Consider the following 14229-nt stretch of genomic DNA (forward strand, 5'->3'; position numbering starts at 1 on the left):
AAACCCTGAAATATCGCGGCGAACGCGCTCTGCTTTTAGCTCCCTCTCCCTCCGGGAGAGGGCGGGGGTGAGGGCAGCCATTTCTGCCATTGCTCTGAAATCAAAGGCGTCAAAAGCCACCCCTCACCCCAGCCCTCCCGAAACGTCGGACCGCCCCCAACGGGGCGAGGGGAGAGGGAGCTTCACCGAGTCGTTCTCGAGATTAGCGCCCGCCCATGATCGCAATGTAGTCCTGCGTCCAGCGGCTATACGGTACGAACTTGCCGCCCTCAGCCTGTGGGGTTTTCCAGAAAGCGATCTTGTCGAACTGATCAAAACCATTGGTCTTGCAGCCCTCAGCACCGAGCAGCTCGCTTTCCTTGCACGCTGCTGGCACCGCCGGCAACGAACCGAACCACGCCGCCACATCGCCCTGGACTTTCGGCTTCAGCGACCAGTCCATCCACTTGTACGCACAGTTCGGGTGCTTGGCCTCGGTGTGCAGCATGGTGGTGTCGGCCCAGCCCGTGGCGCCTTCTTTGGGGATAGTCGAGGCGATCGGCTGCTTCTCGTTGATCAGACCATTGACCTGATACGGCCAGGCGCCGGAAGCGACCACCCCTTCGTTTTTGAAATCGCTCATCTGCACCGTGGTGTCATGCCAGTAGCGGTGGATCAACGGCTGCTGCGCGCGCAACAAATCGAGCACGGCTTTGTACTGATCTTCGGTGAGCTGGTAAGGATCCTTGATGCCCAATTCAGGCTTGGTCGATTTCAGGTACAGCGCCGCATCGGCGATATAGATCGGGCCGTCATACGCCTGCACGCGTCCCTTGTTGGCCTTGCCGTCGGGCAGATCCTGCGCGGCAAACACCACACTCCAACTGGTCGGCGCCGTCTTGAACACATTGGTGTTGTACATCAACACGTTCGGCCCCCATTGATACGGGGTGCCGTAAGTCTGGTGGTTGACCACGTACCACGGCGCGTCTTTCAGGCGCGGGTCGAGGGACTTCCAGTTCGGGATCAACGCCGTGTTGATCGGCTGCACACGCTTGCCAGCAATCAACCGCAGTGACGCATCGCCGGACGCAGTGACCAGATCGTAACCACCCTTGGCCATCAGGCTGACCATCTCGTCGGAAGTCGCGGCGGTCTTGACGTTGACCTTGCAGCCGGTTTCCTGCTCGAAACCGCTCACCCAGTCATACGCCTTGTCGCTCTCGCCACGCTCGATGTAACCCGGCCACGCCACGATATCCAACTGACCTTCGCCAGCCCCGACAGCCTTCAGCGGCTCGGCAGCCTGCAGGCTGGCACTGGCCAGCACGGCCGTGGTGATTGCACTGAACAGTGCGGTCTTGTGCACGAACATGGTTGATCCCTCTTCTTCATATTATGGTCGGGGCAGTGGTGAACGCGGTGCAGCATGCCGTGGGCGGCTTGTTATTAGCGTAGTCAGAGATGGCCGTGGCAGGGCGGGCGCCTCTCGACCTCGGCGATGGAGATTGCTCGCTGGGCTGAAGTGTAGATCGGTTTTTTCAAGGTCAGCCGCGGACTTCAATTCCGAATGCGAGCAACATCTCGAAGCACACTCGCCAGGCCGCCTCGGGCACTTTCGCACTAGGCTGAGGGCCTTACAGATCCGGATAACCCCTGTTTGGAGGCGGAACATGAACACCCGTGGATTGCTCGATCAACTGCTCAAATCCGGCCAGGATCTGCTGCAGAACAAGGCTGGCGGCGCATCGAACAAATCGGCTGCCGGCGGGCTGGGCGGCCTGCTCGGCGGCTCGTCAGGCGCCAGCGGCCTCGGCGGCTTGCTCTCCGGCGCAGGCGGAGGCGCACTGGCGGCCGGCGCCATGGGCCTGCTGCTCGGCAACAAAAAAGTGCGCAAGGTCGGCGGCAAAGTCGCGATCTACGGCGGCCTCGCCGCACTCGGCGTGCTGGCCTACAAGGCTTACGGCAACTACAACGCGCAAAAAGGCAGCGCCCCCCAAACCGAACCGCAAACCCTCGACCGCCTGCCACCGGCGCAAGTCGAACAACACAGCCAGGCCATCCTCAAAGCCCTGGTCGCCGCCGCCAAAGCCGACGGCCACATCGATGAGCGCGAGCGCGAACTGATCGAAGGCGAATTCACCAAACTCGACAACGACCAGGAACTGCAACACTGGCTCCATGCCGAGCTCAACAAACCCCTCGACCCCACCGACGTCGCCCGCGCCGCGAGCACGCCGGAAATGGCGGCAGAGATGTACATCGCCAGTGTGATGCTGGTGGATGAGGAGAGTTTCATGGAGAAGAGCTATCTGGATGAACTGGCGCGGCAGTTGAAATTGGAGCCGGGGTTGAAGGTGGAGTTGGAGAGGCAGGTGCGGTTGGCGGCGGTTTGAATTATGGGTTTGAGAAATCGCAGCGTTGAGTTGCGATTTTTCCGTCTGCGGGATTGAGGAAACCAGAGTTAGACAAATGAGAAAGACAAATGGGGACAGATTTATTTCTCGTGATTAGAAAATAAATCTGTTCCATTTTTCTAAAAATATGTTGGGTTTCGTCGAACAATTTAGAGGTTCTCAATGTTGGTTGGGCCACCGTCATCAATGAGTTTCCTCATGCGACGATTATAGAGTTCAAGGTCCTGAGCATCATTGTTGGCTTCGATTGTTTCTCCCAGAAAAACCATGATACGTGAGATTTTCTGTTTCTCACTTTCAGTCGTGTCGCACACGAGATCAAATCCGTCTTTTGACAAGAAAGGGTATTTGTTTCTTAGGTAATAATAGCAGCCAATGTTTTCAAGCAAGTCGCTGGCGTCTTTTTTTGTCAGCTCAACCGAATTTAAGTATTCGCTAAATGCATCTTTCAATATTTCGATCGAGGTTTCTAGCGGCTCTAAATAGGTGCACAGTCCTTGCCAATTTATGATATGCAACTGGGTTCCCCAATCAGGATCTCTTGTGAAATATTGGTCACTACCTTTGAAGTAGGCAGGGAACTGATTTTTGTTCAAAGCTATTTCAAAGTTTGTTGTCATTGAGGTTGTTCTCAGTTGTCAAGTTGGCTTGGCAAGCAAATCTGTACCCATTTTAATTTTTTTATTTCGGACTGGTCAAAATCTAATTGTGTCTAGGTTGTCAATATGCGCGGTTAGCTTTTCAAGAAAAGCCTTTTCGCTGCTGAAGTTGTTGTTGGCAATCATATCTAAGAACCAAGTGGAGTCTAAAACTGTAAATATTTCAGTCCACTCTGGACTTCTAGCTTTCCATTCGGGCATGACGTTCGCGGCAAAGCCGTGGCCTTTGCCTTGGGATAAGTGAAAATAGTTGTCTTCGAATGAGTAGCCTATAATTTTCGGCCAGTTTGAACTGTGCAGAAGATTTGGCTCCATATCCTTTCTAGCAATCACATAAAAAATTCTCATCATTCTTCAGGAGGTATCTGTGGTTTGTCGAAGTTGGCTGTGCGTGGGGTTGGGTGGATTTTTTTTTGCTCCGCTGTCACCCATTTTTAATGCGTGCTTAAACCAAGGGCTAAAATTTTTGGTTTGTTCAACAGGGCATGTCATGTATCAGTGCACGGTGGCGTAAAAATTTAGCATTATACGCTCTGCTCAAAAAATTTCGAGATTAAGCAGGCAACCCTTCAGTTTTAACCGCTTGATCTCGTCGTCAAACTTGTATTTTGGCGATTCTTTGTTTTTTGTATCGTGCTGCTGTCTAAGGAGGCGAAATAATTTCCCTGTATTTTTCTTGCTTTGTTCATCAAGGCTTTCAATTAGGTCGTAATTAGTGGCTGACAGAAACGCGATTTTGTTTTTAAGTGTGTAGTAAGCGCTTATGTTTGAAAGCAATGCCTCTGCATCTGAATAGTCTTCTTTTAAATGTTTTGCGTAATCTTCGAATATGGTCGTTAACAGGCTTTGTGCTGCTTTTTGATTTTTTAAAACTCCACACATTTCCTGCCAGTTGCTGATGAAGAGATGGTCTCCCCAGTCGGATCCGCGGGAAAAATACTTTCCAGTCCCTTTAAAGAAGTCAGATGTTTCATGAAGTTCTAAAGCCGTCTCAAAAGTAGTTTTCATTGAGCTTTTCCAGCCATCAAGGTTTGTCACAAAACGTTCCAATGTCAATGCTTTGATGAGCATTTTTTGAATCACGAATTTGTGGATTCGGAACCTAAGTATGCTCTAGCTTGGGAATATACCGGTGTCATTATTTTTCTAAGAACGGTTGGCTGTCATTTAGAGTTAGCAGTCCAAGTCAAAAGCATGCGACTGTGAGGGCCGCAATCGGCTGAAACGAGATACCTATCCCGAAAAAGGGCTAGAGCCTTCCCGAGAAAATAGCAAGTTCGGCTCGTCAGAAATTTTTTAGGTCGCAACTCCGCGGTCTGCGCCTGGCTTGAACATGAGAGATTCGTCTTCTTGTCTAGCTTTACAGCGCTCTACAAAAATCAGTGCTGCAGACGGATCTTTAAGAAAGAGTTCGTACGACTCTTTGCTTATTTCGTAATACTCATCATAGTCAACCAAGCGGTTGTTAACATGGATAGAAACATAATACGTTCCACTAACTGCTTCTATTCCTATGGTAAATCGCTCGTCTGTATTGATAGAAGTGTCATTGAATTTCATGATCATCCTCTTATAGAGACAGTGGTGATATTTCAAATTTTTGTGCAAGCGGGCCTTTAGCGTCGACTATTGCTTCACTGTTTCCATCTGGCAATTTTCGACCCGGAATCCATAGGTCGTTATCGCCAGCTTCATTTCCTGATGGAATTCTTGGTCCAAGTCCGCGTTCGTTTTCGATTTCACTGATCAGAAGAAGTGATAATTATTTTTCGGCTGGGGCGTTCCTTGAGCTAAGTTATAATTACGGTAGCACTGAATCGCTATGACGACAGTCTGGCCGAGTATAATCATAGTGCCGAACGCCTTTATCGAGCCATTGTTTGGGTTTCGCTTTTCAAAGCGAACATCAGCATCGTGTAGTAGCTGTGAAAAAAGAAACTTCGCTATTTCTAGATCAGGTTAAATGCACTGTGTCACTCCCAACGCCCTAGCATGATGTACGCAAAGTCGGAGAGGGGATGCGCACGGTTGTTTTCGTCCCTTTTTCTACTCACGCCCATAAACCAATAAAATCATCAAAGTTATTAGAAACTAAGTGGGTTTTACTTGAGTTTGGGTCAAAAATTTCAACCGTAATTGAGGGCGTATTGAAATTCAGGCAAACAAGGTAACCGCCCGCATCCCGTGCGATAGGGACCAATCCATTCGGAAGCCCTGGGGGTTTTCCTGCCCCTGAGTACCATGAGATGGTATACGGGGTTGCGTCGGGCGAAAATGAAAAGAACTCGCTTATGCAAGTTCCTTCGTCGTCATATGAAAATGAAGACACCTCAGGAGAGGCTTCGTCGGAATATTTAACTAAGTCCAAGTAGGACTCTGGGAAAATTACACCAAGTAGTTTTTCTACTTGGGAAATCGTATTGGCATCCACTGAGGATCCCTGTTCAATCCCGAAAGTACTCCAGTCAATCTTCATGTCAGCCCTCCGTAATTATTTCTTTCCATCCGCAAAGCCCCCTTTGTTTCCGGGGTGGAACATCTTCTGCCAAAGAGCATTCCATTGAGGACCTTTCGATTGTTCATGTTGATAGCGCCATACCAGCTGGAGTGTATCCGTTCCCGGTACGTGATGCCATGTGACCTCCTTACCAGGGCTAATGCCTTTGGTAGGTATCTTGGTGCCCTTTACACGTCTGAATCCTGGCACCATGGTTTCCATTATTTTATTAAAATCTGCATCAGTATCGGCTGACTTTAAGAGGCTTTCGTTTGCAACCTTGAAATGTTCTGCGCGGTTCGGAACTGCTAGCACATCCGGGCCAATTTTGGTCTCGTATAAAACGCTATATGCGTGGGGATCCAATGGCGTCGCCATACCGCTTAGTGCTTCATTACGGTTTGCTGCAACCGGATCCACTGCTCCGGCAGTTTTTGCCTTGCCTCCATCCGCCTCTAGGCACTCCAATCCCAACGGATCCACCCACATAGTGGGGTTAGGGACGTATTGGTAGTTGTTCAACCCTCCTGCGAGTTTGAACGGATCCGGCGTCAGAAACCGCCCAGTTCCCGGATTGTAGTAACGATGGCGGTTGTAATGGAGGCCCGTCTCCGCATCGAAGTACTGACCTTGGAACCGCAGCGGGTTGTCGATTTCACTGACATCCAATGCCGCGAGGTTGCCATAGGCACGGTACTTCGCCGACCACATGATTTCGCCGCTGTAGTCGGTGAGTTCTTGAGGGGTACCGAGGTGGTCAAGTTGGTAATAGAACGGCGTTGCCTTCAGGGGGCCTTCGCCGTCGAGCATTGCCAGAGGACGGAAACTGCCAGGTTCGTAGATATAGCTGCGATACCGGTTTTCTGCGCTTTCTGCGATCAGACGTTCGCCTTGCCATAAGAACTCGGTGGTACGGCCGTCGACCGTTTTTTCGATACGGCGGCCGAAGGCGTCGTACTTGTAGCTAGCTGTGCTTCCGCCTGGCAGGCTGACGCCGATCAGGCGATGCTGGCGGTCATAGCGGTACTCGGTGACGACTTTCTGGGCGGCGCCGCGGCGTTCGCGAATCAGATTGCCGTAGGCGTCGTAGTCGTAATGCCGGTCACCCTGCATCAACAGGCGGTTGCCTTTGACGTTGGCGAGGTTGGCGGTGCCTTCGTTGGTTTGGCCAAGCAGGTTACCCGCCGGGTCATGGGCGAAGCTTTCCGGTGTGGCGCCGCGCACGCTGATCAGACGATCGAGTGGGTCGTAGTGATAGCTGCGATTGCCTTTGCGGCTATCGTCGACGCCGGAAAGGTTGCCAATGGCGTCGTATTCATAGCGACGCTGGAACAGGTTCTTATCACGCTGACTGACGCTGTGTGCTTGCAAACGACCTTGTTCGTCGTACTGATATTGGCTGAGCAACAGTCCTTGTTGGCGTTGTAGTTCGCGACCGGCGCTGAATTGGTGGCTGGTCAGGCGAGAACCGTTGAGGTCGATGCTGCTCAGGCGCCCACCGGACAAATGACGGTAGTCGAGCGTGCTTCCATCGGGCAGGCGACAATGGCTCAATTGGCCGACGCTGTCATATTCATAACGTGTGGTGCCCCAGCCTTGGTGTTCAGTGATCAGGCGGTCCTGTACATCGTATTCATATGCAAGCGGCCAATGACCATCATCAATATTTACCAAGCGACCCAGTGCGTCGTAGCTGTAGTGAATCTCTTCGCTGTCGGGCAGGGTTTTGACCAGGAGGCGACCGGAGGCGTCGCGCTGGTATTCGGTGACCAGTTCGCTGCCGTCGTCGCCGAATTCGGTTTTCTTCAGCAACTGGCCTTTGAGGTCATACTCGTAGGCAGTGCGGCGACCGTCGAAGCCGATTTCTTGCTGGATCAGGCCATTTGAGTAGTAGTCGAGCTGATAGCGTTCGCCGCGCTCGTTCTCAATCTCGGTGAGGTTGAGTTGCGAGTTGTCGTAGCGGTAGCGAAGTTGGCTGCCATCCGGATTGATGCGGCGGCTGACCAAGTGCAGGTTGTCGGCGTATTCGTAGCGAGTGATACGGCCCAGCTCGTCGCGTTCGGCGGTGACTTTGCCGTAGGCGTTGTAACTGAAAGTGCGTGTCGTGCCACCGGGTAAAGTGATCTGCGCCAAGCGCTGCGCTGCGTCCCATTGATAATGGGTGATGGCGCCGCTCTCGTCTTGGCGGGTGATCAATCGGCCGAATGAATCGTAGCGGTACTTGCGCTGGCCTCCATCGGGCAGACGTTCTTCAAGCAATTGCCCAAGGCCGTTCCAGTCGAGCTGATGGCGGCTACCGTCGGGGTGGGTAATTTCCAGCAAGCGGCCTCGGCGGTCATAGCGGTAGCACGTCTCATTGCCGTCGGGGTCGGTCTGCTGGGTGATGTCGCCCTGAAGGTTCCGCTGGTATTTCCAAGTGGCCTTGCCCCGACGGACTACTCGTATGAAACCGTTGTGATACTCGTAAGTAGTCGGTTGGTCTTCAGGGGGAATGATTGCGACCAGGCGTCCGGCTTCGTTGTATCGATATTCTGTGATGGCGCCAAGAGGGTCCTTTTCAGCAATTAGCTGACCTTTTTCATCATAGGCTCTTTGTGTTTCTGCACCATCCGGACCGGTCTCGCTGACCAGTCGAGCGTTTTTATCGTGGACGTAAATCTGCTCGCTGCCGTCTGCATTAGCGACAGTAACTGTGCCTTCATCGTCCCAAACATAACGCGCATCGATCTGCGCAATATTGGACCACTGACGAGTACAACGGGCCCACTTGCCTTCGCGTTCCCACTCCCAGTGAAAGCTTGCGCCGCCGGCCAGTTGGCGCTGTTGGATTACATGCTGCTCGTCATAGTGATAGTGCTCGACTTCCCCAACGGCATTGGTGGCGCTTATCAGTTGATTACGCTCGTTGTACTTATAGCTAACCAGTGTCTTGACCGTCTGCCACGGGTCTTGGCGTTCGCCTCGTTCGTTGTACTCCTGACCTAATTGTTGGTAGTCAACGGCGACAATATGGCGATCTTCATAGCGCAGGAGCAAAGAACGTCCCGCTCCGTTATCGATGCGCTGGATGCGATCAACCAAGTCATAGCTGATGTGCAATTGGTTGTCGTAGGCATCGCTAATGGTAGTCAGGCGTCCGGCGCGGAAATGATAAAAACGTGTGTCCTCTCCGGCCTGAGCCAAGATCAATTCGCCTGGCGCATCCCCTATGAAAATCGCCGCCTCGGAAAGGCTATTGGTGATGGACGGACGCTGTTCGTTAGGTAGAGGGAACTCGGTCCGACGGTTTTCGTTGTCAGTCCACAGCACGACGTCATCGCTGATTTGTAAACTATGTGATAGCGGATGGCTCCAGCCGAAGCCTAGACGGTTGTCGATCTCTACCGCGCTGGTGCGGTAAAGACGTACCCATTCCAGCGGTAGCAGGCCGTCCAATTTTCCATCAGTGAGGGTTAGTAGTTCCTCACCGGTGACCATCGAAATGGGGTCGCCCTCGCAACGGGTTTTGGATTTGCACTGTGCCGCTTGATTAGCCGGGTTCGTGGACTGCTTAGGTGCGTCATTAACCGGTTCGTTTTTCACCAGCAGGCTTTGCGGTTCTGTTTTCTTCCGAGCAAATACCGAGGCGTTCGGCTCCTTAAGCGTGGGGGTATCAGCGGTCTTGGGAAGAGGCACAGGGCCACCACCAGTATCAGTAACACCGATGGAAAGAGGTGCCTTCTTACCTGCGTTCAGTGGAACATCCTTGGCCTTGAGCATTACAGGCTTGGAAAGCTCTGTATGGGCCGGAAGGCTATGTTTGCTGCTAGCCGACATCAACTGTTCAGCCAAACCCTCAAGGTATTTGAGTGCTCCCCAGGCTTCATTTTGCTCAGGGCCTTGGTCCCCAACCGCACGGCAAGGCCGGCTCCGCCCGTAAGACAGATACCGATGACTACGTTGATCAGGAACTCGACGCCGATGCTTGCGATCACGTTGACGATCACCTGCGGCGGCAGCATGCCCACCCAGGCCACAATTGCCGAGATGTAGATAAACATCAGCGGTTCGTCGTTGAGTATCAACAAGGCAGAGGCAATTGCGTCTTTGGAGGTCGCGTAGAGCTTTTCGAGTTCAAGGTCTGATAAGTAGTCGCGAAGCTTTTTGGCATTCCCTATCGGATCGGCCAGAAGACCGACAAGGTTTTTCAAGTCATCCCATAGACTGAGTAGCGCCTGCTCGAAGCTATCGAGCGCTTCTTTCAGCAGAATCATCGCGCGACCCGCACGATCCGCCGCAGAGTAGGTGCTCCACTGCGCTTGGAACTTGCTCGCCCACTCGCTTCTCAACCAGCCGTCGAGATCGCTGATCACACCTTTATAAGAACCATAAAGAGCTTTGACATCGCTTTCGGAGACGTCTGGAAAAAAGGTGATGCGATAGTGTTTCCCCGGGATGCAGTTATCGATAGTTTCGATACCACTGGGGCCAATCTTTTTATTGATCGGGGCTCCTACCACGGAGTAGCCAATCATTGCTTTTTCGACCTGTTCGATGCGCACCGGGGTATCGCCGATGGGCACGTAGCGTGCGGTCTCGAATGCATGGATCAGCGTAAACTTGCCATCCTTTGGACACACGGCAAAGGTCTCGACTGCCCCTGTCCTGGTTCTACGCTGCGTAACGCTGACCTCATTGCCAACCTTGAATTTCTGGTCGACGTCCATAGCCCAGCCTGTCCAGAAACCATCCGCCCAATTTTTGTAGTCGCTCAGGCAATTATTGAAGTCTTTAAGGATCAGGTTAACGTCGGGAGCTTTGGCGTCCAGTACCTGAAGAACCAAGGTTCCCAGTGGGCTGCTAATCATGCGTTGACTTCCTTTGTCAGCTGCGCGGCGAGGCGCTCTGCCATGTCTTCGGTATTCGGTTGATGTCGGACGAAGCGTTCGACTTTGCGGCGCAGGTTGTTTTCAGGAAATGCGAAATACAGCTCAGGACAGTCTTCACCCAGCCACTGCATCAGGTTGTCGATGACAGTGTTTAGGTCGCCCTCGGCAAGCTGTTTGAGTAGCTTCTCGGGCACCTCCCACCACGGCCAGTCCCGCACCTTCGGCAAAACCCGTGTCCCAACCTCCAGCGTTTGCCCATTAATCAGATACCGCTCAAACACCGGCAGTACTTCCCCAGCCTTCTCCCCAAGCCCCTTCAAAATCGGGTAGATGTGCCGCCCATCCCAGAAGCGGAAAAACACCTCCGTCCCGTCAGGCATCTTCACCTGTGTCAGGCTGCGCAGGTGCTGGAACACGTCGTTCGGTTCGGCGCGTGAGACGGCCAGCCAGCCCCAGTCGAGGACGTCGGTTTCGGCGATCCAGGGCAGGAGTGCCGAGTTCGGTTTGAGTTCGGTGACGTAGGGCATCACCGGTTGCCAAGTGGAGTAGGGTGTGCCGCCCCAGATCGGCAGGAGCTGGGCGGTGGGTTCGGTGAGGTACAGGGTTTTCAGGGCGTCGGCATCGCTCGCCGCACTGATCACCAGATACAAACGCTCGCCACTCTGCAACGGCTGTTGCGCCAGCCAGTCTTTGGGTGTCAATCGATCAGATGGCACAGGCACCTGCCTTGCATTTTTCGCATTCTTCGCAGAACGGCGCGTTGCGTTTGAGGGTGTTGATCTGGGCCGGGGTCAGGACCTGGCCGGCCTTGTCGGCATCCGCCTGTTTCAGCACGCCGGGCATCAACGGCGCGGCGCCCGTACCAACGCCGGGGCTGCCGCCGGAGTTCATGTTGATTACCGGGCCGCTCAAGGTCACGCCGCCGGCGTCGATCTTGATGAAGCTGCCGCCGCCGACCAGCGTGAGTTCGGCGCCGGCTTCCATCACCACTTTCATGCCGCTGCTCAGGTGGATTTCCTGGCCTGCGTCGATGAACTGGCCGGTGCCGATCTTGATGTGCTGGTTCACGCCGACGGTGAGGTGGTCGTTGGCGCGGGTTTCGACTTTGCGGTCGGCGTAGACGGTGTGGTGTTCTTCGGCCTTGAACTCGGTGTAGCTGTTTTGCTCGACGGTGTCGTGGCGTTCGTTGCCGACGCGGATTTTCTGGTCGTGCTCGATGTTCTCGTCCCAGTCGCGCTGGGCGTGCAGGTAGATCTGTTCCTGACCTTTCTTGTCTTCGATGCGCAGTTCGTTGTAACCACCGCCGCCCATCGAGCTCAGGGTCTTGAAGGTGCTGCGGGTCTTGTTGGCCGGCAGGGCGTACGGGACGGTGTTTTCCTTGTGGTACAGGCAGCCGCTGATCAGCGGTTGATCGGGGTCGCCTTCAAGGAAGGTGACGAGCACTTCCATGCCGATGCGCGGGATGGCGATGCCGCCGTATTGGGCGCCGGCCCAGGCGCTGGAGACGCGCAGCCAGCAACTGGTCTTGTCGTCGGCCTGACCTTCGCGGTCCCAGTGGAACTGGACTTTGACCCGGCCGTATTCGTCGCAGTGGATTTCTTCGCCTTTCGGGCCGGTGACTACTGCGCTCTGGCTGCCGAGGATGCGCGGTTTCGGGTGGCGCAGCGGCGGGCGGTTGGGTACGTCCCACGGCGTGGCCTGGAAGCGGTTGCGGTAGCCCTGGTGGAAATCGTCTTTCAGCGCGGTGGTGTCGCTGGTCACCGACTCCTCGAGCACTTGCGGCTGCTTGCCTTCATGCAGGACTTCGGTGAGCAGCCAGAGGTCGTTCCACTTGGCTTTCGGGTGTCCGGTCAGGGCGAGGAAATGACCGCTGACCAGCAACGGCTGATCGCTCTTGCCTTCGGCGAGCTGGAAGTCGCTGCGGTGGCGTTCGAGGGCGCGTTTGGCCAGGTGCTTGCCGCGCTCGCGGTCGATGAAACGGCCTGGGTAATCGTAGTCTTCGAGGTCGGGCAGGGCGTCGCCACGGTTTTCGCTTTCCAGGGTCAGACGCGGTTTTTCGAAATCGTAGTCGCGGCGGGTGGTGCGGCTGGTGCGGGTTTCCAGGCGCAGGTCGAAACGTTTGATCACCGGGTTGCTGGCGACCATGCCCGAGTCTTGCTGATAGGGCACAGGGGCCAGTTTCGGGAACACCGTCTGGTCATCGCCGAAAACGAGCTTGTGCGCCGTGGCGCTGTGCTGGAAGTGAAAGTGAATGCCTTCCTCTTCGCACAGGCGCTGGATGAAGTGCAGATCCGACTCGTCGTATTGCACGCAGTAGATGCGTTCGGGATAGATCGAGCCGGTCTTGAATTCGTAGGCGTTGCCTTGGATGCCGTGCTCTTCCAGCACCATGCCGATGATTTTCGGCACGCTGAGATTCTGGAAGATGCGTTGGTTGATGCGGTGCGCCAGATACGCCAGTTGCGGGCGCAAGGTCACCGAATAACGGGTCAGGCGCTTGCCGGAATCGCCTTGCGCGGCGCGGTAGATCAGGCCATGAATGCCGCTGCCGTCGGGCGACAGCTGCAGGAAGGCCGGTTTGTGCAGCAGGGTTTCGAGGTCCAGCGACGGCTGCTCACTGACCAGCTCCACCTCGAAGACAAAAGGCTGGCTGATGGCTTCCCGACCGGTGAGGGTAAACACCTGGAAATCGGCGGAAAGCCCTTCGATGGTCAGGGCAAAGTGGGTTTCATTGGCCGGCGCGAACATCCCTTGTTCCTCGTGCTGTACAGCGGCGCCCGTCGACGGCCGCAAAAAGCGGCTCAACGTACGCGAAATTCTGGAGGGGCGTAAACAACATCGACCAGCAGAGCTGGCCGATGCGTGTAACGGTCAGCCGTAATTAAACGACTGGAGCACGCCAGTCATCGGAACCCGAAGTACCGGATACTTCGTGGGTCCAGGTGATTTTGCGGTAGGTGAACTGCACTTCTTCCAGGTGGGTGAAGTGCGCGTTGCCTGGATCCTGGCAGTTGTGCATTTTGTTGTTGATGGCGACGATGATCGCGTCTTCCAGTTTGGTGGTGTAGTAGTGCTCTTGGGTGCCTTGAGCCGAAGTGCGGTACCACTGGATAACGATTTCGCTCATGCGCTCGCCGGAAGTCAGTGCTGCTTGCAGCAGTGGCGAAGCCTTGTCGTAGACCTTGGTGATCACAACTGGCTTGTGAACGCGCTGACCGGTTGGCTGACCGGATTGCGGGTCACGCGGGATGATCACGTCGTGGGTGAAAGCCTGAACCATGACCTGGTCTTCGTGGCCTTCCTGGTAGGTGTTGCCAACGGAGTCGGCGGTGAAAGCGCCGGCAGTGATCAGGCCTTGTTTTTCGCCGGTAACCGACATGTACGCTGGTGTTGCCATGGGGTGCTCTCCTTGCGGATAAAGTTAGGGTGCCCGGAGGCGAAATCGCCCGGTGGGTGGCTGACTGTTATCAAGGAGCGTGCCAGGTTTTGTGCGATGCCCGGATGGCGGGGGCGGCGCGGTAGTTGGTCATCATTCGCGGCGATTTTCACCGCGATAACCGGGAGAAAGTGCGCAAGAAGTTGCGCAGTACTGCGCAACTTCTTGCGCACTTGGCTGCAGGGCTTGCGCCGCTTGGGCTGCAGGGCAATTAATCTCTGAGATATTACGCCCTACTGCGCAACTTCTTGCGCAGTAGGGGATTTGCCGGGACCGCGGTGTTGCCTTCGCGAGCAGGCTCGCTCCCACAAGGACAATGGTGCCAGCGAAAGCGTCTTATAAATGAAACACCGCGCTCGGCTATACTCCCCGC

Annotated in this window: 12 protein-coding genes; 1 reads left to right on the forward strand and 11 read right to left on the reverse strand. The window is 54.6% G+C overall.

What is annotated here, in order from left to right; translation table 11 throughout:
- Window positions 1–202 precede the first annotated feature (202 nt).
- The gene (gene ydcS / locus ACZZZ4_RS14080; RefSeq protein ID WP_332762735.1) at window positions 203–1354 is read right to left on the reverse strand and encodes a putative ABC transporter substrate-binding protein YdcS; all 1152 of its coding nucleotides are present in this window, start codon (window positions 1352–1354) and stop codon (window positions 203–205) included.
- Window positions 1355–1652: 298 nt separating this feature from the next.
- On the opposite strand from ydcS, the gene ACZZZ4_RS14085 reads away from it, so the two are divergent.
- On the forward strand, window positions 1653–2375 hold the full coding sequence (locus tag ACZZZ4_RS14085; protein WP_463548056.1) for a tellurite resistance TerB family protein: 723 nt from the start codon (window positions 1653–1655) through the stop codon (window positions 2373–2375).
- 170 nt (window positions 2376–2545) lie between these two features.
- Here ACZZZ4_RS14085 and ACZZZ4_RS14090 read toward each other — a convergent pair whose 3' ends face one another.
- From ACZZZ4_RS14090 to ACZZZ4_RS14135, 10 genes are all read right to left on the reverse strand, one after another.
- Entirely contained in the window at window positions 2546–3016 is a 471-nt protein-coding gene (locus ACZZZ4_RS14090) for a hypothetical protein (protein WP_341639164.1), read from the reverse strand.
- A gap of 75 nt (window positions 3017–3091) precedes the next feature.
- Window positions 3092–3403, reverse strand: coding sequence for a hypothetical protein (locus ACZZZ4_RS14095; RefSeq protein WP_415763545.1), 312 nt, complete (start codon window positions 3401–3403; stop codon window positions 3092–3094).
- Window positions 3404–3592: 189 nt separating this feature from the next.
- Window positions 3593–4126: a hypothetical protein gene (locus tag ACZZZ4_RS14100; RefSeq protein WP_463548057.1), complete on the reverse strand. Its 534-nt coding sequence runs from the start codon at window positions 4124–4126 to the stop codon at window positions 3593–3595.
- Between the two features lie 225 nt (window positions 4127–4351).
- Entirely contained in the window at window positions 4352–4615 is a 264-nt protein-coding gene (locus tag ACZZZ4_RS14105; RefSeq protein ID WP_394599341.1) for a hypothetical protein, read from the reverse strand.
- A 490-nt stretch (window positions 4616–5105) separates the two neighbouring features.
- Entirely contained in the window at window positions 5106–5531 is a 426-nt protein-coding gene (locus tag ACZZZ4_RS14110; protein ID WP_341639168.1) for an SMI1/KNR4 family protein, read from the reverse strand.
- 15 nt (window positions 5532–5546) lie between these two features.
- Window positions 5547–9311, reverse strand: coding sequence for an RHS repeat-associated core domain-containing protein (locus ACZZZ4_RS14115; RefSeq protein WP_463548058.1), 3765 nt, complete (start codon window positions 9309–9311; stop codon window positions 5547–5549).
- A 56-nt stretch (window positions 9312–9367) separates the two neighbouring features.
- A complete protein-coding gene (locus tag ACZZZ4_RS14120; RefSeq protein WP_463548059.1) occupies window positions 9368–10399 on the reverse strand; it encodes a hypothetical protein in 1032 nt (343 codons plus the stop codon).
- Window positions 10396–11136 (reverse strand): DUF4123 domain-containing protein, encoded by a 741-nt coding sequence (locus ACZZZ4_RS14125; protein WP_463548060.1) that lies wholly within the window; start codon window positions 11134–11136, stop codon window positions 10396–10398. The genes ACZZZ4_RS14120 and ACZZZ4_RS14125 overlap by 4 nt, the downstream gene beginning before the upstream one ends.
- Entirely contained in the window at window positions 11126–13168 is a 2043-nt protein-coding gene (locus ACZZZ4_RS14130; RefSeq protein WP_463548061.1) for a type VI secretion system Vgr family protein, read from the reverse strand. The genes ACZZZ4_RS14125 and ACZZZ4_RS14130 overlap by 11 nt, the downstream gene beginning before the upstream one ends.
- 133 nt (window positions 13169–13301) lie before the next feature.
- A complete protein-coding gene (locus ACZZZ4_RS14135) occupies window positions 13302–13817 on the reverse strand; it encodes an Hcp family type VI secretion system effector (RefSeq protein WP_007949952.1) in 516 nt (171 codons plus the stop codon).
- Between the last annotated feature and the right edge of the window lie 412 nt (window positions 13818–14229).

The organism is Pseudomonas sp. AC252 (assembly GCF_979258105.1).

Excerpts from the sequence above, each read along its gene's own strand:
- ACZZZ4_RS14135 (WP_007949952.1), bottom strand. The coding sequence starts at position 13,817 with ATGGCAACACCAGCGTACATGTCGGTTACCGGCGAAAAACAAGGCCTG.
- ACZZZ4_RS14090 (WP_341639164.1), bottom strand. The coding sequence starts at position 3,016 with ATGACAACAAACTTTGAAATAGCTTTGAACAAAAATCAGTTCCCTGCC.
- ACZZZ4_RS14115 (WP_463548058.1), bottom strand. The coding sequence starts at position 9,311 with ATGCTCAAGGCCAAGGATGTTCCACTGAACGCAGGTAAGAAGGCACCT.
- ACZZZ4_RS14100 (WP_463548057.1), bottom strand. The coding sequence starts at position 4,126 with ATGCTCATCAAAGCATTGACATTGGAACGTTTTGTGACAAACCTTGAT.
- ACZZZ4_RS14085 (WP_463548056.1), top strand. The coding sequence starts at position 1,653 with ATGAACACCCGTGGATTGCTCGATCAACTGCTCAAATCCGGCCAGGAT.
- ACZZZ4_RS14105 (WP_394599341.1), bottom strand. The coding sequence starts at position 4,615 with ATGAAATTCAATGACACTTCTATCAATACAGACGAGCGATTTACCATA.
- ACZZZ4_RS14110 (WP_341639168.1), bottom strand. The coding sequence starts at position 5,531 with ATGAAGATTGACTGGAGTACTTTCGGGATTGAACAGGGATCCTCAGTG.
- ACZZZ4_RS14130 (WP_463548061.1), bottom strand. The coding sequence starts at position 13,168 with ATGTTCGCGCCGGCCAATGAAACCCACTTTGCCCTGACCATCGAAGGG.
- ydcS (WP_332762735.1), bottom strand. The coding sequence starts at position 1,354 with ATGTTCGTGCACAAGACCGCACTGTTCAGTGCAATCACCACGGCCGTG.
- ACZZZ4_RS14120 (WP_463548059.1), bottom strand. The coding sequence starts at position 10,399 with ATGATTAGCAGCCCACTGGGAACCTTGGTTCTTCAGGTACTGGACGCC.
- ACZZZ4_RS14095 (WP_415763545.1), bottom strand. The coding sequence starts at position 3,403 with ATGAGAATTTTTTATGTGATTGCTAGAAAGGATATGGAGCCAAATCTT.